Below are 20,195 nucleotides of genomic sequence, written 5' to 3' on the forward strand. Positions count from 1 at the left end.
CCTCCTTACATGTACATGCCGCCATTCACACGAATGGTTTGGCCCGTAATATAGTCACTCTTACTTAAAAAGACAGCAGCTTCTGCAATATCTTTTGTTTTTCCAAATTTTTTCAATGGAATTTGTTCTAGCATAGCTTTTTGATTTTTCTCAGAAAGCGCAGCTGTCATATCTGTTTCAATAAAACCAGGTGTAATAGCATTACACGTAATCCCTCTTGATGCCGCTTCACGAGCAACAGATTTTGTTAAACCAATAATACCAGCTTTACTTGCCGCATAATTAGCTTGACCTGGGTTACCTGTTTCACCGACAACACTTGAAATATTAATAATTGATCCAGAACGTTGTTTCAACATGATTGGTAATGCATGACGAATGGTATTAAAAGAGCCTTTTAAGTTGACTTGGTAAGTCACATCAAAGTCTTCTTCATCCATACGCATTAATAATTTATCTCTATTAATTCCGGCATTGTTAACTAATACATCAACACTTCCGAAAATCTCTTTTGTTTTCTCAATAATTGTTTTTGCTACTTCAAAGTCGCTAATATCGCCAAGAATCGTTTCAACTTTTACACCAAAAGCGGTTAGTTTCTGAATCATATCATCTGAAATTGGTTTTCTAGCGTTTAAAACAATGTTCGCACCTTGTTTTGCAAACTCTTCAGCAATTGCTTCGCCAATCCCACGGGAACTACCTGTTACAACAACCGTTTTTCCTTTTAAATCCAAGTGATTTCCTCATTTCTTTACTCGATATTAAGCGTTTAGTCCTTCAAGTGTGTTTTGTAAGGAAGCTAAATCCTCCACATTATAAACAGTGACTTGCTTATCGATTTTTTTAATAAACTTACTTAATGTTTTTCCGGGACCAACTTCAACAAATGTATCGACACCCATTGAAATCATTTTTTGAACGGCATCTTCCCATTTAACCGCTGATTCAACTTGTTTTTCTAATAAGTATGGGATTTGATCCCCAGTCATGACATCTGCCATGGTATTGCCAATAACGGGCAAGTTTGGCTCGTTAATGGTTAAATCTTTTAACAGTTCAGCTAGCTTAATAGCAGCTGGATGTAATAAGGCAGTATGGAATGGGCCACTCACTTGAAGTGGAATCATTCGACGCACACCTTTTTCTTCTAATAAAGCAACGGCTTTATCTACCCCTTCAACTTCGCCACCAATCACAATTTGTGTTGGCATATTATAGTTGGCAGGTGCTACATAAGCTGTTTCAGAAGCTTGTCGACAAACGTCTTCTATAATTTCACGATCAGTATTCATGACAGCAACCATTTTACCAGTACCGGTTGGTGCTGCTTCAGTCATAAATTTGCCGCGTTTAGCAACCAATTTCAACCCCTCATTAAAAGAAAAAGCATTGGCTTTCACCAGTGCTGTATATTCTCCAAGGCTCAATCCGGCAAGATGTGTCGGTTGGATACCTTCTGAAGCAAGAAGTTGATCGATCGCATAACTAACGGTCAGAATTGCTGGTTGCGTGTATTCAGTTAAATGGAGGTTTTCATTTTCTTCAAAGCAAAGATCAGCCATATCATAGCCAAGAACTTCACTTGCTTGTTGAAAAACAGAGCGGACAATTTCATAATTATCATACAGCTCTTTACCCATACCAAAATACTGAGCACCTTGACCACTGTAAACAAATGCCAGTGACATATCTTCACCTCAGTTTTTTTATGACCACAGACCTGCTTGCTTTGAGATAGAATCTCGACAGCCAGTCATGTAGTCTTCGATGATTTCCTTACATGTTTCTTCTTTTTTAATTAGACCAGCAATTTGTCCAGCCATCATTGAACCACTGTTTTTATCGCCATCAACAACGGCACGTTTTAAAGCACCCTCTGCTAATTTCTCTAAGCGTTCAAAGTTTGGATGTTCTTTACTAGTTTCTTCTTTTTCTGCTTGTAAATATTCACGAGTTAGTTTGTTGCGTAATACACGCACAGGATGGCCAGTAATTTGACCAGTCACAACTGTATCGATATCTTTAGCTTTTATAATGGATTGTTTAAAGTTAGCATGGGCGTTTGATTCATGAGCAACAACAAAACGTGTCCCTACTTGAATACCAGCAGCTCCTAGCATAAGTGCCGCTGCCATCCCTCTACCATCACCGATTCCGCCGGCAGCAATAACTGGCACACTGACAGCGTCAACCACTTGAGGCAATAAAGCCATGGTTGTTGCCTTCCCAATATGTCCGCCTGCTTCCATACCTTCAACGATAATCGCATCTGCACCTTCTTTTTCCATACGTCTAGCCAGGGCAACAGAAGCGACTACTGGAATAACACTTATTCCAGCAGCCTTAAACTTGTCCATGTATTTACCTGGACTTCCAGCGCCAGTTGTAACAACTTTTACACCAGAAGCACATACTGCATCAACGACTTCTTCAACGTGTTGGTTTAATAACATAATGTTTACACCAAATGGTCGATTAGTCTTTGCTTTCATGTCAGCAATCTTGTGGTTGACAACATCTACGGTATCATGACCCGTTCCAATTAAACCAAGGCCACCGGCGTTAGAAACTGCACTTGCTAGATCAGCATCGGCAACCCATGCCATTGCACCTTGTACGATTGGATAGTCAATCCCCAACATTTCACATAAAACAGATTTCATACATGAGCCCACTTTCTTCTTTAAAAAATTATGCTAATTGTGCATCAACATATTTTACTAAGTCTTCTACAGTGTTGATTCCTTCGTCGCTTTCGATTTTAATATCAAATTCATCTTCGATATCGTTGATGATTTGGAATAAGTCTAAGCTGTCTGCGTCTAAATCTTCACGGAAGTTAGTTGTTAATGTTACTTCTGCTTCATCTTTGTCCAATTGGTCTACAATAATTGCTTGAATTTTTTCGAATGTCATTTTATATTCCTCCAAATTTTAAGTGCATTTTTTTATTTTTTTTATAGTTTGATAATGATGGAACCCCAAGTGAGGCCACCACCAAAACCAGTAAATAAGATGTGACTGCCATCTCCAATTGCCACTTGTCCTGAATCAACCATTTGGCTGAGTAGAACAGGTATGCTTGCTGCAGATGTATTACCTGTCTCCGCAATATTTGATGCGAATTTAGATAAGGGTAGCTTAACCTTTTTACTGATTGCTTCTAGTAGACGAATATTTGCTTGGTGGGCAACCACCCAGTCAATATCTTCTTTAACTAGATTTCCTTTCGCAACTACATCAGTAATTGTTTTCGGAACACTGCGGATTACAAAGTCAAAAATGCCTCTGCCATCCATTTGTAAGTACTGCTTTGCTGTTACAACGTCATCGGTTGCAGCTGCAAATGGATTAGTTACCTTCTTATCATCAGCAGTTAACGCAATGAAGCGTGAGCCATCTGAATGTAAGTCCTCAGCGACAAAATGATCTGTCTCTGATTCTTCCAGTAATAAACCACCAGCGCCATCTCCAAATAGAACAGCCGTTGAACGGTCTTCCCAATTTACAATTTTTGACATTGTTTCTGCCCCAAGGACAAGTCCTTTTTTATACATCCCACTTCTCATTAAATGACAAGCAGTTGATAGAGCATAAACAAATCCTGAACAAGCTGCATTAATATCGAAACAGAATGCATTTGTGGCACCAATTTTTTCTTGGACCAAGCAAGCTGTTGACGGACTGGATGCATCAGGTGTCATGGTTGCCAAAATAATAAAATCAATTTCTTCGCTAGAGATACCTCTTTTTTCTAAAATAACATTAGCGGCTTTCGCTGCTAATTCAGAAGTATTTTCTCCAGTTGAAATGTATCGTTGGGAAATGCCTGTTCTTTTCTTTATCCACTCATCGCTTGTATCTAGAAAAGCAGTTAAGTCATGATTTGACACAATATGTGGCGGTAAATAATGTCCGGTTGTTGTGATCTTAATTCCCATTTACATTACCTTTTCCCAATACTTTCAACCAGTTCGAATAAGAAACTGTGGAGGTTACTCAAACCTCGTAATAGTACTTCCACTTCTTCGTCATCCATACCTTCAATTGTTCGTTTCACCATTTCACGATGGAACTTTTCATGAAGACGATAGACAAGCTTACCTTTTTTAGTCAGACCTAGTTTAATAACCCTGCGATCATTTTCCATACGTTGTCTGACAACATAGTCTTTTTTAACGAGACTGTTGATAGCAACGGACAAGGTACCGGCAGTAATACTCAGTTTCTTAGCAACTTCAGACGATGTATGCTCTGAATACATACCGATTGCTTCAAGTGTATGCATTTCGCTAATTGATAAATCAGTAAAATTACTTGTTCGCAATGCATCTTCTTCAATATCAAGAACTTCGTTGAAAATCGAAACTAAATATGAATTGATTTGTTCGATAGAATGACTCAAAGAATGGCTCCCTCCTTTTAAAATTTTAGCTCGAAAGAACTTTGAATTCCAAATAGTTTGATTATCAAACCATTTGACCTCCAAACTATATACAAAAAATAAAAAACTGTCAACAATCTTCCCAATATTTTTTCTTCTTAACCTTTTCTTAAAAAAAGAATCTTGATATATCAAGATTCTAAAGAAATTTATTAAAACAAAAAACCAAGAGAATTAAGGGATTCTCTTGGTTTGATTTACTCTTCTGTATTCATAAATTCATCAATATCTTTGAAGTTAACAATTGTTTTATCTTCACAAATGTCCTTCATTACTTCCGATGATTGTTCCCAGTTGATTTCAACTACCGCACTATTAGTCAATAGTTTTTGGATTGTACCAACCATCTTGTGGTCCCGAAAAGTAAAGCGAATCTCATCCCCTACATCCGGCCTAATCGACTCTTTAATCGTATCTACAACCTTTAGGGCATCCTCGTAAGAAACACCTAGTAAACTCGCAATTCGAGAATTACTTGTACCCTTTCGTAGTTGAGTCTCAATCATCGTTTTTGTTTCTTCAGGAATCTTTTTAGCCATATCTAATTGATCTCCTCGCTTTCCGTGCATGAGTGGCCACACAGTTTCTAATATAAGTATAACATATTTTTAATAAATTAGGGATTAATAGCCCTTTTGGTAAAAATGTTGTGAAGGGTTATGGAAGGAGGTTTATGTGATGTTTTATCGTAACTTCTTCTTTATAAATGGATTTCTTAATTATAGAATTAATATCGAGTGTTTTTGAATTAAATTGCATTACTTTTTTCAAAATTAACAGTTAAATGTATTTTTGAAAAAGGGTTTCTATATGCAATTAAAAAAAGAGCAATATAACAAAAGACCCCCTATCATTAGGAGGTCTTTTCGTAAACTATCTTTTTCTATTTACGTCTCAGGAGGGATTCGAACCCCCGACCGTTCGCTTAGAAGGCGAATGCTCTATCCTGCTGAGCTACTGAGACAACACGGTGTTCTCTAACAGAACATTTATAATTATATGAAATTTTTGAATGAAAGTCAACAGATTTTCTAAAATGTTTTTTTAATATTTAGGGAGTCTTTTCAGACTCCCCTAGTTCATTAGTCTTTGAAAAATACGTCTTCTACAGCGGCTGTAACAGCTAGTTTGACGTGTTCGAATGTTAACCCACCTTGAATGTAAAGTGTGTATGGTGGACGAATTGGGCCATCTGCGGATAATTCGATACTTGCTCCTTGAATAAATGTTCCAGCAGCCATAATAACTTCACTCTCATATCCTGGCATCGGTGCTGGGATAGGTGTGACATTTGAATCAACTGGTGAATATTTTTGAATAACTTGAGCAAAGCCAATCATTTGTTCTTTAGATGGTAATTCTACCATTTGAATAAGGTCTGTACGAGGGTCATTCCATTTTGGTGTTGACTCTACGCCTACTTCTTCTAAGAGTGCTGCTGTATAGATTGCTCCCTTAACCGCTTCTCCAACAACGTGAGGTGCTAAAAATAGCCCTTGGTACATTTCTAATAAACTATACAAGGTTGCTCCTGCTTCACGCCCAATACCGGGTGTCGTCAAACGGTAAGCGCACTTCTCAATCAACTCTTCCTTACCTGCTATATAACCACCCATTTTGACGATACCGCCACCTGGGTTTTTAATTAAGGATCCTGCAATTAAATCGGCTCCAACTTCGATTGGTTCCATCTTTTCTACGAATTCACCATAACAGTTATCGACAAAGAAGATGGCATGAGGTGCTAATTCACGAACACGTTCAATCATTTGACGGATATCTTCAATCGTGAATGATGGACGGTTCGCATAACCACGTGAACGTTGAATACCAATGATTTTGGTTTTTTCTGATATTTTTTCTGCAACTGTATCAAAATCAACTGCACCATTTTCTAGTAAATCAACATGGTCATAACCGATTTGATACTCTATTAAAGAACCAATTCCGTTTCCTGTTACACCAACGATATCTAATAACGTATCGTAAGGCTGACCTGTGATATACAACAAGTCATCTCCTGGGCGAAGGAGTCCCAATAAGGCGGTCGAAATGGCATGTGTACCAGAAATAATTTGTGGTCTCACAAGTGCTGCTTCTGCTTTAAACACGTCTGCATACAATTCTTCTAAGGTATCTCGGCCTGTATCGTTGTAACCATACCCAGTACTTGGATTAAAATGATAATCACTGACGTTACAGTTTCTAAAACCATCCAATACTTTCTTTTGGTTAAACAAAGCATTATCTTGAACCTGCTTAAAGACAGGTTGTAGTTGCTTGTCAATTTTATCTACAATTGCTTCAATGTTACTCATTTATTTGACTATCTCCTAACCATTTTGACTGTCTTTTTGCGTAGCCTTTAAACAAATAGACATTCTTTTCTTCTATTAAATCCATTTCTTCAACGAATGTTTCTTGTTGAAGTTGATTAAACAAACTACCACCATCTAACAATGGCACCTCACGCTCATAGGCAACTAAATGCTTCTTAATTTCGTTCCACATAAAGTCTTGCAGTTTAGCAATATCATTCTCATCTAAGGCTGATATAACAATATGCGGGTGTAAATGAGGCTGGAAGTTATCGTGAATCATATCTTTTTTATTGTAAACCGTAATAATCGGCGTTTCTTGCATCTTTAAGTCTTCTATTAAAGAGAGCACTGTTTCTTCTTGTTGGTCAACAAATTCTTGCGATGAATCTACCACATGAAGGAACAAATCAACGCCCCTACTTTCTTCCAAAGTAGAATGGAAGGCATGAATCAGTTGCGTTGGTAAGTTTTGAACGAAACCAACTGTATCAGTTAAGGTTGCTTTGAATTGATTTGGAAAGACCATTTTTCGTGTTAATGGATCAAGAGTTGCAAACAAGAGATTTTCTTCAAATGTTCCTGCATCCGTTAAACGGTTTAAAATAGTTGATTTCCCAGCATTGGTATAACCAATCAAACCAATTTGAAAGACACCGCTCGCTTGCCTTTTTTCGCGTGAGCGCTGGCGATGTTTTTCTGTTTCTTCCAATTCTTTTTTGATTTCAGTAATCTGGCGATGGATATGACGGCGGTCTGTTTCCAGCTTCGTCTCACCTGGTCCACGAGTGCCAATTCCCCCACCTAAACGCGACATATTGACCCCCTGGCCCGTTAGTCTTGGTAAAAGGTAATTCAGTTGGGCAAGCGAAACTTGTAGTTTCCCTTCCTTACTTTTAGCACGCATCGCAAAAATATCTAAAATTAATTGAATACGGTCAATCACTTTACACGGAAGCGCCTCTTGTAGGTTTCTAAGGTGACGTGGTGATAATTCTTGTTCAAAAATAACCGTATGTGGGTTAAATTCTTCAACCAAATGGGTTAGCTCTTCTAGTTTCCCTTTACCAATAACGGTTCTAGGATCGATACTATCCTTTTTCTGTGTTAAAACGGCTACAACTTCCCCTTCAACAGTCTCCGTCAAATTCGCTAGTTCTTGTAGTTCATAGTCAAATAGGTCATCGGACTGACGTGTCTGTACAGAAACCAGAATAACGCGTTCTTGCTCTTTTGCTGTCTCCAACTAATCACCCCTTTCTATAAAATGTGTGACAACTTGATTAACATCTAACTGATAGTTTTGATCAAAAACATCAAACCAATGGACATTTGCCATGCGATTTCTAAACCACGTTAGCTGACGTTTCGCATAGCGTCTTGAGTTTTGTTTAACGGCTTCTTTAGCATCGTCAAAACTAATCTGTCCATCAAAATATGGGAACCACTCTTTATAACCAATTCCTTTGTGGGCTTGGTTATTTTCTCTCTCTGCTAAATCATAAAGAAAACGGGCTTCTTCTAGCAGACCCTTTTCTAGCATGCTGTCAACGCGACCGTTAATGCGTTCATACAAGAGTCCGCGGTCACAGTTTAAAGCAATCAGCAAGCTATCGTACCGATCGTTGACCTCTAACTCTTGATCTGAAAACAACTGACCACTGACGTGAATCGCTTCTAATGCTCGAATAACCCGTCTAGAATTATTAGGATGAATGGCTTGAGCCGCTTTCGGATCAATCGCCAACAATTTATTCCACATTGATTCAGCTGATGTTTCAGCTAGTTCCTCTTCAAGATGGGCGCGATATAAAAGATCATCACCTGCATTGCCGAACGTTAAGTCACTTAACAGGCCTTGAATATACAAACCAGATCCTCCAACAATAATCGGAAGCTTGCCCTTTTGGTGAATGGCTTCAATCGCTGCTTCAGCTGCTTCCTTAAAGTCACTTGCCGTATAAGGCGCTGCTGGATCGACAATATCAATCAGATGATGAACGACACCATCCATTTCTTCCTCCGTCACTTTCGCTGTTCCAATATCAAGTGTGCGATAAACTTGAAGAGAATCTCCATTAATAACTTCGCCGTTGTATTGTTTAGCTAATTGAACACCCAACGCTGTTTTTCCAACAGCTGTGGGGCCCATAATAACAATAACTTTCTTTTTTTTATTCACCTTGCACGATCCTCCTAATACGCAATGCCTTTTCAGGAAAATCCGTAATGACACTATCAACTTTTTTTCTAAAGCAAAAGGCTAACAAAGCTGAATGATTTACCGTCCATACTCGTATAGGAATAGACCGAGTTTGGAACAGTATATGGAGTAAGGTTTTTAATCCGGTATGCCATGCTAAAACTGTTATGCCATTTTTAAGTTGTTTATGATTTTTATTTTTCTCATTAAATAAGAGTGCAAACTCAACATCGGGATTTAACTGCGTTAGACGCTCTAGCGTACGATAATTAAAACTCGAATAAACAATTCGAAAGTCAGGCTTTATCTTGCCTACTAAGTCTAGAACAATTTTCTCAATGCCTTGGTACTCATTTTGATCAGTTTTTAATTCGATATTTAATATGCCCTTAAATTCGCGTTCTGATAAAAGTAATAAGACGTCTTCTAGGCTTAAGATTCGCTCTTCTTTAAATGACTCAGCAAACCAACTGCCGGCATCAAATTGTTTTAGCTCTTCAAGCGTATAGTCTACAACTGCACCCTTACCATTTGTGGTGCGATCGATGGTTTCATCGTGAATGACAACTAGCCTATTATCCTTAGATAAATGGACATCTAGTTCGATGCCATCACTCTTGACCGCTAGCGCTTCTAGGAAAGAAGCTTTGGTATTCTCGGGAGTTGTCCCTTTGCTTCCTCTATGTGCAATGACATTGGTTTTCAAAGTGACCGCTCCTTTCTTACATCTATTGTTTTGCCAAATCTAGTAATTCCTTGGCGTGAGCAATTGACAGTTCAGTAATATCACTACCAGCTAACATACGCGCAATTTCCATCGTGCGTTTATCTTCATTGATCGCATTAACATGAGTCAGCGTACGGTTGTCAGTGACTTCTTTTTCAATGTAAAAATGATGGTCTGCCATAGCAGCTACTTGAGGCAGATGACTGATACATAAGACTTGTGAATGAGCAGCAACAACATGAATTTTATTAGCGATTGCTTGGGCAACACGACCACTTACACCTGTGTCTACCTCATCAAAAATAATACTAGTTATGCCTTGAGTTTGAGTGAAAATTGTTTTTAGGGCTAACATCATCCGTGATAACTCACCACCACTGGCTACTTTAGTCAATGGTTTTAACGGTTCACCAACGTTTGTTGCGATGTAGAATTCAACTTGGTCTAAGCCGTCTGAATAAATGGTTCCAGCCGGTTCATTAAAATGAACCTTAAATGTTGCTTTCTCCATATATAGTTCTTTTAACTGTTTTTCAACATCTGCTTCAAGCTTTTTAGCAACTTTATGCCTCATTGTGCTTAATGTTTGCCCCGTCTTCTCAACCGTTTCTTTAGCTTGGTTAAATTCTTTTGTTAGACGTGCAATATAGCTTTCTTTATTCGAAATCATATCGAGTTCTAAGACAATCTTTTCATAATACGCTTTAATTTCTAGGATTGAAGCGCCATATTTTCGTTTTAACTGATGAATAACTTCTAGTCGAAGCTCGATTTCATTCAACCGTCCTTCATCATAGCTTAAATCATCAACTTCATTTCGAATAGATGCAATCACATCTTCTAATTGATAATAAGCTTCTGATATGCTGCTATAAAAGCCAGCATAGGCAGGGCTAAAATCTTGAATACGTTCAAGTGATTCCATACCAAAACCAATCTGATCAATGGCTGCACTACCTTCTTCGCCTTGAAGTGACCGATAAGCATTCGTTAATCCTTCTAAAATACGTTGATAGTTTGCCAGTAAACTGCGTTCTTCTAGTAAACTGTCTTCTTCATTATCAATAAGCTTCGCTTGTTCGATTTCATCAATTTGAAAGGTCAGTAGATCAATCCGTTGAATATTTTCCTGCTCGTCTGATTGCAAACGTTCCAGTTCTTCTTTAGCCTGTTTATAAGCATCGTAATCCGCTTGGTAACGTAGCAACTGTTTTTTAGTCAGCTCATCAGCAAATTGGTCCAACAAATAAAGGTGATTTTGGGCATTCATGAGTTCTTGATGCTCGTTTTGGCCATGAATATCAATTAAATGGCTGGCAATCTCACGTAAAATAGAAACCGTTACGATACTTCCATTAACACGGGCCACATTTTTGCCATTACGAGATAATTCTCTTTGCAATAAAATTTGGTCGTCATCATAATCAATCCCATACGTCTCTAGTCGTTCTTTCAAATTATTTGATTTTGGAAAAGTAAACAAACCTTGTAAGACGGTTTTATCTTCACCATGACGAATTAAGTCAGTTGATCCTCGTCCACCCGCTAACAATCCAACAGCATCAATAATAATGGATTTACCTGCTCCCGTTTCACCTGTTAGAACCGTCATACCGCCTTCGAATCCAATTCTAAGGCTATCGATAATAGCAAAATTTTTAATGGATAATTCTTGAAGCATAGGTTTTCTCCTTCTTGTTCATTATCGGAGTGTAATGGTTTTATTTTTTAATTGGCTATGAGCCTCTTTAATGACATCAGTCACAGAGACATGATCAGCAATTGCTCCTTTTTCTTCTGAAGCTGACTGCAAGTGAACAAGAAATTCAATGTTTCCCGTACCCCCTGTGATTGGTGAATAAGATAGATTCAAAACATTAAATCCTGTTTCACAAGCAAAAGCTAACATATCTTCAATGACATCTTTATGGATTTGTGGATCAGCGACGATTCCTTTTTTACCTACTTTATCTTTACCCGCTTCGAATTGCGGTTTAATTAAGGCAACAGCTTCTCCATTCGCTGCTAAAACCGTTTTTAAAACTGGCCAAATAAGCTTCAAAGAAATAAAAGACACATCCATACAAGCAAAAAGAACCTGCCCTTCCGTGAAATCTTCCGGTTTACTGTGGCGGAAATTTGTTTTTTCCATAACAGTAACACGGTCGTCATTTCTTAACTTCCAGTCCAATTGGTTCGTACCGACATCTAAAGCATAACAATGGCTAGCACCGCTTTGTAGTGAAACATCGGTAAAGCCACCTGTTGAAGAGCCAATATCTAAAACGACTTTATCTTCTAAAGAAATTGAAAATTCCTTTAAGGCTTTCTCAAGTTTCAAGCCACCTCGGCTTACATATTTCAAGCGCTCACCTTTAACATGTAAAGAGAGACTTGTTTTTACTTTTTCGCCTGCCTTATCATAGCGTTGATTATTTTCATCATAAATTTGACCGGCCATAATCATCCGTTTTGCTTTTTCTCGTGTTTCTGCTAATCCTTGTTGGACAACAAGTAAGTCTAATCGTTCTTTTTCCATTCTAAACTCCTTGGTCGAGCTTAACAAATTCTAGTAACTCGATAAATACGTCTAATAACGCTAAATTCAATTTGGTATCATCTGATTGTCTAATCAGCTCAATTTGCTTTTCTGCTTCCGCAATTTCATCGTCAAGTTTCTGAATGGCACCTTCTAGTCCTAATAAGGATGGATAAGTGTTTTTACCAAGCTCTTGATCACGATTGGCTTGCTTTCCAGATTCGTCTTCTGTTAAAACAACATCCTTTAAGTCGTTGTGAATTTGGTAAGCCAACCCAAGGTGTTCTGCATATTTATGAAGCGACACACTGGCATTAACACTCATGTCTGCAATCAAACTTCCAGCTAAAACAGCGAATTCAATTAAAGCTCCTGTTTTCTTCTTATGAATAGCGACAACATCGTCAAACGTTAATGATGCGCTCTCGCCTTGAATGTCTGCCATTTGTCCTGCGACCATGCCATTTGCGCCAGATGCTTCACCTAAACTTTTCGCAAGTTGTACGCGCTTGTTAGCAGGGATATCCTCTTGGTCCAAAATAATATTAAACGCAGCTGTTAACAGCGCATCGCCTGCTAAAATAGCTGTTGCTTCGCTAAAAGCCTTATGGGTTGTCAACTTGCCACGTCGATAATCATCATTATCCATCGCTGGTAGATCATCATGGATTAATGAGTAAGTATGGATCCACTCTAGTGCTGCAGCCACTGGAAACGCATCAATCATTGATCCTTTTCCTAACTTTACTGCTGCCAAAAGTAACAAAGGGCGGAACCGTTTGCCACCGGTTGACAATGAATACGTCATCGCCTCAAGTAATTCCTCTGATGTATGGGCATATTTTTTTACTGCTTCAATGAGATAGTTCTCAAAAGAAGCCATTTCTTCAACTAATAGTAACTCTTTTTTCATTTTGTTTTTGACTCCTTATTCAGTTACGTCAAACTCTTGAACACTGCCATCTGGAGCGATCATTTTTGTTAATGTTCGTTCGGCATGATTAAGAGTATCTTGGCAGTGTTTACTCAATGCCATGCCTTCTTGAAATTGTTTTAACGCATCTTCTAACGCCACATCTCCTGATTCCAAGCTTGTTACAATTGTTTCCAATTCTTTCATGGCTTGTTCAAATGTCAATGACTCAATGTTTATTTCACTCATGGTGTTCCTCCTGAATATCTATTACTTCGGCACGTACAATCCCATCTTGTAAGTGCACGTCAATCGTCTTAGATAACGCCAACTGTTGAACCGACTTTACAATTGTTTGATCTAGGGTTGTATAAGAATAGCCTCTGGCCATAATTTTTAAGGGGCTTAACAAGTCTAGTGACTCAATGACTTGACTAAAGTCACGTTTCTTTTGATCCATATAGCGTGTCATGCTAGCTATTCGTAGTTTATCTAAGTTTTCAAATGAGCGTTGGGCAAGTACCAATTGCGTTCTAGGACTTGCAGCTCGTAGTCGTGCATCTAGTTGTTCAAACTGACGAGATTTATTTTGATAATGTTGCTGTGTTTGCTGCTGTAATTGTGTCGACAGCTGATCTAGCTTCTGTAAATGTCCTTCGTACAGACGGTTTGGTTGACGAAAAACATAAGAATGCATTAAACGATTCAGTGTTTCTTGTCGAACCGCCAGTTTATTTTTTAAAGCACGGTATAAGCGTTGTTCAGACTGTTGAATGCCTTGAATAAGGTCTGCTAAAACAGGGACAGATAATTCAGCTGCAGCAGTTGGTGTCGCTGCTCGAATATCTGCTGCTAAATCTGACAAAGTGGTATCCGTCTCGTGACCCACGGAGGATATAATCGGCATGTTCATCTCTACAATTTGCCTGATGACCGCTTCTTCATTGAACGACCACAAATCTTCAATGGAGCCACCACCCCGGCCAATAATCGCTACATCAATGTCATCTTGTCGGTTAATTTGTTTTAGATTCTCAACAATGCTTTGAACAGACCCTTTGCCTTGAACAACCGTTGGATATAGTTCAATTTGTGCAATCGGATAGCGCCTTTTAATGGTGGTCATAATATCGCGGATAACAGCACCGCTCGGACTTGTTACTACCGCTATTTTTTTGGGATAAGCTGGCAATGGGCGTTTTGTCCGTGAAAACAACCCTTCCTTAGATAGTTTGTCTTTTAATTCTGTATAAGCTTGATACAGAGCGCCAATACCATCTGGTTCCATATGCTCAATAACGATATTGTAACTCCCGCTTGGTTCATAGACATTTACTCGACCAATAAGTAGGACTTTCATACCATCTTGTAGATTAAATTTTAATTGATTAAATTCTCTTTGGTACATCACCGCTTGTATTAATGAATGATCATCCTTAATACTAAAATACTGATGTCTTGGTCGTTTACGGTAGTTCGAAACTTCACCCGTTAAAAAAACACGATCAAGATGAGGGTCAGCATCAAATTTTCGCTTGATGTATTTTGTTAATGCGGTAACTGTTAAATACTGCGTTGTCACTTACTCACCTCAGTTTAATTCTTCCGCTTTTTGAATCGTTTGGTCTAATAGCATAGTAATCGTCATTGGACCTACACCACCTGGAACAGGTGTTACATAGCTAGCGATACCTTTAACTGATTCTGTGTCAACATCACCAATTAATTTACCTTCATCGTTACGGTTCATTCCTACGTCAACGACAACGGCACCTTCTTTAATATCGTCGCCGGTAATAAAATGTCCGCGTCCAATCGCAACAACGAGAATATCAGCTTGTTTTGCTAAAGCTTTTAAGTCTTGTGTCCGTGAGTGAGCAATCGTTACCGTTGCATGTTCGTTCATCAGCATAACCGCCATCGGTTTACCTACAATATTACTACGTCCAATAACTACAGCGCGCTTGCCCTCTAAAGAAATATCATATTCTGCTAATAATTTCATAATGCCATAAGGCGTACACGGTAATGCGCCATCATTTCCAAGGAAGAAATTCCCCATATTCATTGGATGGAAGCCATCCACATCTTTTTCATAGGCAATGGATAATAAAACGGTTTGTTCATCAATATGCTTTGGCAATGGTAACTGTACTAATATCCCATGCACCGTTGAATCTTGGTTTAATTGTTCAACTTGTTTAATTAAGTCTACCTGAGAGGTTTCTTCTGGTAAACGAATCACTTGAGAGTTAATTCCTGCCTGTTTGGCTTGTCTTTCTTTATTTCTAACATAAACTTGGCTTGCTTTGTCTTCACCTACTAGAATAACCGTTAAGCCTGGAATGATTCCTTTTTCTTTCAAAAGTGAGACACGTTCTTTCATCTCAGCTTGCATTTTTTGTGCTAATTTTTTTCCATCAAGTAGTTGCGTATCCATATCATCATTCCTTTTATATTATTTCCTTTCATTTTACCATAATCAACTGACTTTAAAAATCAGTATGAAAAAGAATCCCCAATCAATAAAAAATCCTTAATGAATACTCATTAAGGATTTTCTGTATGGGTCATTAAATTCGATAACACACCATTGATAAACTTACGAGAACTGTCATCACAATACTCTTTAGCTAACTCGATGGCTTCGTTTAATGCAACACGGCTTGGAACATCCGCTTCATCAACAAATAACATTTCAAAAACTGCGAGTTGTAAGATGATAACATCCGTTCTAGGTAACCGTTCTAATGTCCATTTTTTCAAATAAGGACGGATTTTTTCGTTAATAGGATCCTGATTTGTCAAAACGCCTTCTACTAATCGATACAAATAAGGTTCTTCAGGCCAGCCATGTGTATCATATTGTTTTTCATAATCACTCAGTCTTGCCATTTCAATAGCTGTATCGATATCTAACTCGTCATTAGATTTTAGTTGAAAAATCGCTTGAAGCGCCTTTTCCCTTACTTGATGACGATTAAGTGTTGGGAAAGTCACAGATTATTCACCCGCTTCTTTCTCGGTTAACGGCTCTTGTTTTTCCATTCCCTTTGGAGTTACTAATCCAACAACATGAACATTTACCATGCTGACTTCTAAATCACTCATAAATAAAATTTGTTCTTTTACTTTTTGTTGGATTTCCATAGCTACTTTAGGAACGGATGCGCCGTATTTAATATAGCAATAAATGTCTACAGACAGGCCATTTTCATCCATTTCAAGATGAACACCTTTATTGTGAGCAGAACGGCCTAACAATTCATTTACACCACTTTTAAATGATCCTTGCATGGCATATACGCCTTCTACTTCATGAGTTGCAACACCTGAAATGACTTCTATTACTTCGGGCGCAATTTCAATTTTTCCTAAAGATGCATTTTTTTCTCTAATCGAGATGTTTGCTTCATCCATCTTGATTACCTCCTCTTTTATTCTGGTAGCTTACGCGCGTGATACATAAGATCCTTCAGATGTATTTACGATAAGTTGATCTCCAGCATTAACGAAGAATGGGACGTTAATAACTAAACCTGTTTCCATTGTTGCAGGTTTTGATCCACCTGAAGCAGTATCACCCTTAATACCAGGCTCTGTTTCAGATACAGTTAATGTTACCGTATTTGGTAATTCAACACCTAATGTTTCATCTCCGTACATAATTAAATGAACTTCCATGTTTTCTTTTAGGTATTTTAGTTCTTCTTCAATTTGAGCTTCGTTTAATTCAACTTGCTCGTAGTTGTCCATATCCATGAAGACATGAGCATCTCCACTTGCATATAGGTATTGCATTTTTCTGTTAGAGATGTGTGCACGACCTACTTTTTCATTTGAACGGAATGTTTTTTCTTGAACAGCACCAGTACGTAGGTTTCTTAATTTTGAACGTACAAAAGCTGCACCTTTTCCTGGTTTAACATGTTGAAAATCCATAATGCGCCATAGTCCGCCATCTATTTCAACTGTTAGTCCTGTTTTAAAATCGTTTACTGAAATCATTCTATTTCCTCCTGAGCGATACTTTTGCTTTAGTTTACCATATTGTTGGCTTTAGTTGCCATTTTATTAGAGAATTATCAGTTCTTTTGGTGAAAAAGTTAATACTTCATTCCCATTTTTTGTTAATAATAAATCATCTTCAATACGTACGCCACCTAATCCATCAATATAGATACCTGGCTCGTTAGTAATGACATTATTTTCAACAAGAACTTTTGGTGATTTTTGAGAGGTGTTTGGACCTTCGTGAATTTCTAGCCCAATACCGTGCCCATTAGAATGACCAAAGTATTCACCGTAACCTTTTTCAGTAATGTAGTCTCTTGCGATACTATCGACTTCGATACCAGTCATACCTGGTTTAGCTGCTTCATTTACTTTAAGTTGTGCTTGTAAAACAACATCGTAGATTTCTTTCAATTTTGGATCAGGTTCACCGACAGAAACCGTTCTTGTCATATCAGACACATAACCATTGTAGTAGCACCCAAAATCAAGTGTGACAAAATCACCTTGTTCAATCAGTTTTTCACTAGCTACGCCGTGTGGCATTGCTGAGCGGTAACCACTTGCAACGATTGTATCAAAGGAAACGCTTGTTGCGCCAAGTTCACGCATATGGAAGTCTAACCGATTCGCAATCTCAATTTCTGACACACCTGGTTTAATGTAATCAAGGATATACTTGAAACCAGCATCTGCAATTTCACATGCTTTTTTGATTGTTGCAATTTCTTCCTCATCTTTAACTTCACGTAGCTCTTCAATCAAGCCGCTAATTGGAACAAGGTCAGCATCTAATAAACCTTCCAATTCATCGTAGTTTCTAAAAGAAACATAAGCATCTTCAAAGCCTAATTGCTCAATCTTATTTTCTTCTACAATACGTTTGACTTCATGATAGATTGGTCCACGATTTTGAACAACTTCATAATCATCAGCTTGTTCGCCAGCTTGACGTGTATAACGGAAGTCAGTGACAAAAAAACCTTTCTCTTGTGTAATGACTGCTAATCCTGTTGTACCTGTAAAATTAGAAACATATCTCAAATTATATGGGCTAGTTACTAAAATAGCATCCAAATTTTCTTCTTTTAAGGCTTTTTGTATGTTTGAAAGTCTACTCACTTCATCTACTTCCTTTCAAGTTTAAACGTAAAATGACATAATCCTATCCTATTATAGCAAATAATTAAGCTGTGAGGTAAAAATTATGAAAATAGCGAGCAAGTTTTTTCATAATTAAAAATGAGCTGTTTGAAAAACAGCTCATTCCTCAATTGTGATGATTAAATTTCCCTGATAACCTGTGTTCAAACAGCTAGTCAAAATGATTCGGTCTCTTTCATAGCTAACAGATACGTCACCAATATTATAAGAATAGACGTTTTCCTTTTCACCTTCTTTAATAAATTGCTCAGTCATCAATAGCATACTTTGTGATTGGTAATGTTCTTTTAATAGTTGGTAGGTTTCTGCTTGATTCTTATAAATATAGCAAACACTAAAAAAGCAAAGCTGTGTTAAAAACAAACCCACTAACAATAGTGGTAGAATCGACCCTCTCTTATTCGTTATGAGGTTCAACTTTAATCGTCCCTTCTAATATTTGACCGTTAATAAAATTAATTCTGACACCGACAAGCTGGTTGGATGATTTATCATCATACCTGACCGATTTTAATTTACTAATCATCGGAACATAACCACTACTATTTTTAGTCCGAACGACTTCGCTATTACGCCACTCATAACTAATGACATCAGTTGACTTCTTCTCTAAAAACGTCAGTTCATGTTCTCTTTTTTTAGTTAATGTTTTAGTGTTTATGTCATTTTCAACCTGATTTAAAAATAAATGCCACTCTATATTTTTATCACTATGAAGTGTTGTTTGAATGAGTTGTAAGCTACTAAATACATGACCTAGTAATATCAAAACTAAACTATTGATAAACAAAGCCAGCAGACTTTCTACCAAACTAAAGCCTCTGCTATTCCTACTCAAGATAAATCGTTTCATAACGACTTCCTTTCACTGATTGACAATAAATAGTTACTTTTGTTTTTGCTATAGAAGCTGTTAGTTGGAGATTATCGGATAATCGACTAGTCGTTCCAGTTACTTGGTCATCTATAGATGCTTCTATTAAGCTGTCATAACAAAAACGCCATATTTCAACTTCTTCCTTATCATCATTTACTCCAGACATCATACCGATGATAGCAGGCAAAAGGATGGTCGTTATTAAACTAACAATCATCATCGCAATCAAACTCTCATAGAGAATTGATCCTCGCTTATCGTTTAATTTCTTCAACACGATACCTCCCCATCCCCATTTGGATAGTAATTTTGTAAGCATTTTGACTGTTTGAAAAATAAATGGTAGTTGGTTGAATATAGCCTGTGTCTCCTTTCACCCAAAATGACTGGTCCCTATCAGCTCGAACACCTGTCGGTAAAACTAAGCGTTCCTTTTTAAAATGGTAATCAGGAGAAGCCGTAAAGAATTGAATTGTCGTGTTGCCACTGATCGTTATTATTTCAACTTTTACGGCTTTATTCTGAATAACCGCATAGTTTTGAGCCTTCTCTAACTCTGTTAAAAAATGATTGACGAAATAGCGAAGCTCTACGTTGTTACTTTGATGATTAGCAGTTGTAGAAGACAGCAGAAATATAAGGGATGTCACCATGAGGACAATCAAGGATTCAAGTAAACTAAATCCTGATTGCCACTTACTATTCAACTATTATTCCCCAGTCAATCGCTTTATTCAGCTGAGCGTCGGTAATATACTTGTCCTCAGCCAATTTTTGTATAGATGGCCTTGTGCCTTCACGAAGTTCGTAGAGATCTAGTTGGGAAATAATTAATTGCTCTAGCGCCACCATGCCATCTTTGTTTACTTTACTAGAAGTTTCATTGAGATTAGGGATAATGAGCAAGCTAAGAACAGAAATAATCAAGAGGACAATCAACATTTCTACAAGAGTGAACGCATGTTTGTTATTACATTTTATTAATTTTTTCAT

At 37.7% G+C, this 20,195-nt stretch carries 26 protein-coding genes and 1 tRNA gene; all 27 read right to left on the minus strand.

Going from position 1 to position 20,195, the window contains the following annotated elements:
* Positions 1–5 precede the first annotated feature (5 nt).
* Positions 6–737 (minus strand): 3-oxoacyl-[acyl-carrier-protein] reductase, encoded by a 732-nt coding sequence (gene fabG, locus G7057_RS11380; RefSeq protein ID WP_076765917.1) that lies wholly within the window; start codon positions 735–737, stop codon positions 6–8.
* Between the two features lie 27 nt (positions 738–764).
* Complete coding sequence (fabD, locus tag G7057_RS11385; protein WP_166163844.1) at positions 765–1,691, minus strand: ACP S-malonyltransferase; 927 nt, start codon at positions 1,689–1,691, stop codon at positions 765–767.
* An 18-nt stretch (positions 1,692–1,709) separates the two neighbouring features.
* Positions 1,710–2,666, minus strand: coding sequence for an enoyl-[acyl-carrier-protein] reductase FabK (gene fabK, locus G7057_RS11390; RefSeq protein ID WP_166163845.1), 957 nt, complete (start codon positions 2,664–2,666; stop codon positions 1,710–1,712).
* Positions 2,667–2,694: 28 nt separating this feature from the next.
* Positions 2,695–2,919, minus strand: a complete 225-nt coding sequence (locus G7057_RS11395; protein ID WP_076765911.1) for an acyl carrier protein — start codon at positions 2,917–2,919, stop codon at positions 2,695–2,697.
* Positions 2,920–2,960: 41 nt separating this feature from the next.
* A complete protein-coding gene (locus G7057_RS11400) occupies positions 2,961–3,944 on the minus strand; it encodes a beta-ketoacyl-ACP synthase III (protein ID WP_166163846.1) in 984 nt (327 codons plus the stop codon).
* A 5-nt stretch (positions 3,945–3,949) separates the two neighbouring features.
* Positions 3,950–4,408 (minus strand): fatty acid biosynthesis transcriptional regulator FabT, encoded by a 459-nt coding sequence (fabT, locus tag G7057_RS11405; RefSeq protein ID WP_166163848.1) that lies wholly within the window; start codon positions 4,406–4,408, stop codon positions 3,950–3,952.
* 236 nt (positions 4,409–4,644) lie between these two features.
* Entirely contained in the window at positions 4,645–4,986 is a 342-nt protein-coding gene (locus tag G7057_RS11410; protein WP_166163849.1) for a DUF2187 family protein, read from the minus strand.
* Positions 4,987–5,337: 351 nt separating this feature from the next.
* Positions 5,338–5,411: transfer RNA gene (locus G7057_RS11415), tRNA-Arg, on the minus strand.
* Positions 5,412–5,529: 118 nt separating this feature from the next.
* Positions 5,530–6,765 (minus strand): methionine gamma-lyase family protein, encoded by a 1,236-nt coding sequence (locus tag G7057_RS11420; protein ID WP_166163851.1) that lies wholly within the window; start codon positions 6,763–6,765, stop codon positions 5,530–5,532.
* Positions 6,758–8,011, minus strand: coding sequence for a GTPase HflX (gene hflX, locus G7057_RS11425; protein WP_166163853.1), 1,254 nt, complete (start codon positions 8,009–8,011; stop codon positions 6,758–6,760). Before hflX ends, G7057_RS11420 begins: the two co-directional genes overlap by 8 nt.
* The gene (gene miaA, locus G7057_RS11430) at positions 8,012–8,947 is read right to left on the minus strand and encodes a tRNA (adenosine(37)-N6)-dimethylallyltransferase MiaA (protein WP_227004603.1); all 936 of its coding nucleotides are present in this window, start codon (positions 8,945–8,947) and stop codon (positions 8,012–8,014) included.
* A complete protein-coding gene (locus G7057_RS11435; RefSeq protein ID WP_166163855.1) occupies positions 8,940–9,674 on the minus strand; it encodes a glycerophosphodiester phosphodiesterase family protein in 735 nt (244 codons plus the stop codon). The genes miaA and G7057_RS11435 overlap by 8 nt, the downstream gene beginning before the upstream one ends.
* 22 nt (positions 9,675–9,696) lie before the next feature.
* A complete protein-coding gene (gene recN, locus G7057_RS11440; RefSeq protein ID WP_166163857.1) occupies positions 9,697–11,376 on the minus strand; it encodes a DNA repair protein RecN in 1,680 nt (559 codons plus the stop codon).
* Positions 11,377–11,397: 21 nt separating this feature from the next.
* Positions 11,398–12,234 carry a TlyA family RNA methyltransferase gene (locus tag G7057_RS11445; RefSeq protein ID WP_166163859.1) on the minus strand — a complete coding sequence of 279 codons (837 nt, stop codon included), beginning with the start codon at positions 12,232–12,234 and terminating at the stop codon, positions 11,398–11,400.
* A gap of 1 nt (position 12,235) precedes the next feature.
* Complete coding sequence (locus tag G7057_RS11450) at positions 12,236–13,147, minus strand: polyprenyl synthetase family protein (RefSeq protein ID WP_166163861.1); 912 nt, start codon at positions 13,145–13,147, stop codon at positions 12,236–12,238.
* A 15-nt stretch (positions 13,148–13,162) separates the two neighbouring features.
* Positions 13,163–13,396: an exodeoxyribonuclease VII small subunit gene (locus tag G7057_RS11455; protein WP_076765889.1), complete on the minus strand. Its 234-nt coding sequence runs from the start codon at positions 13,394–13,396 to the stop codon at positions 13,163–13,165.
* Complete coding sequence (gene xseA, locus G7057_RS11460; RefSeq protein ID WP_166163863.1) at positions 13,389–14,729, minus strand: exodeoxyribonuclease VII large subunit; 1,341 nt, start codon at positions 14,727–14,729, stop codon at positions 13,389–13,391. Before xseA ends, G7057_RS11455 begins: the two co-directional genes overlap by 8 nt.
* A 9-nt stretch (positions 14,730–14,738) precedes the next feature.
* Positions 14,739–15,587 carry a bifunctional methylenetetrahydrofolate dehydrogenase/methenyltetrahydrofolate cyclohydrolase gene (locus G7057_RS11465; protein WP_166163865.1) on the minus strand — a complete coding sequence of 283 codons (849 nt, stop codon included), beginning with the start codon at positions 15,585–15,587 and terminating at the stop codon, positions 14,739–14,741.
* A 110-nt stretch (positions 15,588–15,697) separates the two neighbouring features.
* Positions 15,698–16,147 carry a transcription antitermination factor NusB gene (nusB, locus tag G7057_RS11470; protein ID WP_166163867.1) on the minus strand — a complete coding sequence of 150 codons (450 nt, stop codon included), beginning with the start codon at positions 16,145–16,147 and terminating at the stop codon, positions 15,698–15,700.
* 3 nt (positions 16,148–16,150) lie between these two features.
* The gene (locus G7057_RS11475) at positions 16,151–16,567 is read right to left on the minus strand and encodes an Asp23/Gls24 family envelope stress response protein (protein WP_166163869.1); all 417 of its coding nucleotides are present in this window, start codon (positions 16,565–16,567) and stop codon (positions 16,151–16,153) included.
* 30 nt (positions 16,568–16,597) lie between these two features.
* The gene (gene efp, locus G7057_RS11480) at positions 16,598–17,155 is read right to left on the minus strand and encodes an elongation factor P (RefSeq protein ID WP_166163871.1); all 558 of its coding nucleotides are present in this window, start codon (positions 17,153–17,155) and stop codon (positions 16,598–16,600) included.
* 66 nt (positions 17,156–17,221) lie between these two features.
* The gene (locus G7057_RS11485) at positions 17,222–18,283 is read right to left on the minus strand and encodes a M24 family metallopeptidase (protein ID WP_166163873.1); all 1,062 of its coding nucleotides are present in this window, start codon (positions 18,281–18,283) and stop codon (positions 17,222–17,224) included.
* A gap of 141 nt (positions 18,284–18,424) precedes the next feature.
* Positions 18,425–18,742 (minus strand): hypothetical protein, encoded by a 318-nt coding sequence (locus tag G7057_RS11490; protein ID WP_166163875.1) that lies wholly within the window; start codon positions 18,740–18,742, stop codon positions 18,425–18,427.
* On the minus strand, positions 18,723–19,178 hold the full coding sequence (comGF, locus tag G7057_RS11495) for a competence type IV pilus minor pilin ComGF (protein WP_166163877.1): 456 nt from the start codon (positions 19,176–19,178) through the stop codon (positions 18,723–18,725). The genes G7057_RS11490 and comGF overlap by 20 nt, the downstream gene beginning before the upstream one ends.
* On the minus strand, positions 19,156–19,476 hold the full coding sequence (locus tag G7057_RS11500) for a type II secretion system protein (protein ID WP_166163879.1): 321 nt from the start codon (positions 19,474–19,476) through the stop codon (positions 19,156–19,158). Before G7057_RS11500 ends, comGF begins: the two co-directional genes overlap by 23 nt.
* The gene (gene comGD / locus G7057_RS11505) at positions 19,457–19,909 is read right to left on the minus strand and encodes a competence type IV pilus minor pilin ComGD (protein ID WP_166163881.1); all 453 of its coding nucleotides are present in this window, start codon (positions 19,907–19,909) and stop codon (positions 19,457–19,459) included. The genes G7057_RS11500 and comGD overlap by 20 nt, the downstream gene beginning before the upstream one ends.
* The gene (gene comGC, locus G7057_RS11510) at positions 19,902–20,195 is read right to left on the minus strand and encodes a competence type IV pilus major pilin ComGC (protein WP_166163883.1); all 294 of its coding nucleotides are present in this window, start codon (positions 20,193–20,195) and stop codon (positions 19,902–19,904) included. Before comGC ends, comGD begins: the two co-directional genes overlap by 8 nt.

Source organism: Jeotgalibaca arthritidis (assembly GCF_011100465.1).
Classification (GTDB): Bacteria; Bacillota; Bacilli; order Lactobacillales; family Aerococcaceae; genus Jeotgalibaca; species Jeotgalibaca arthritidis.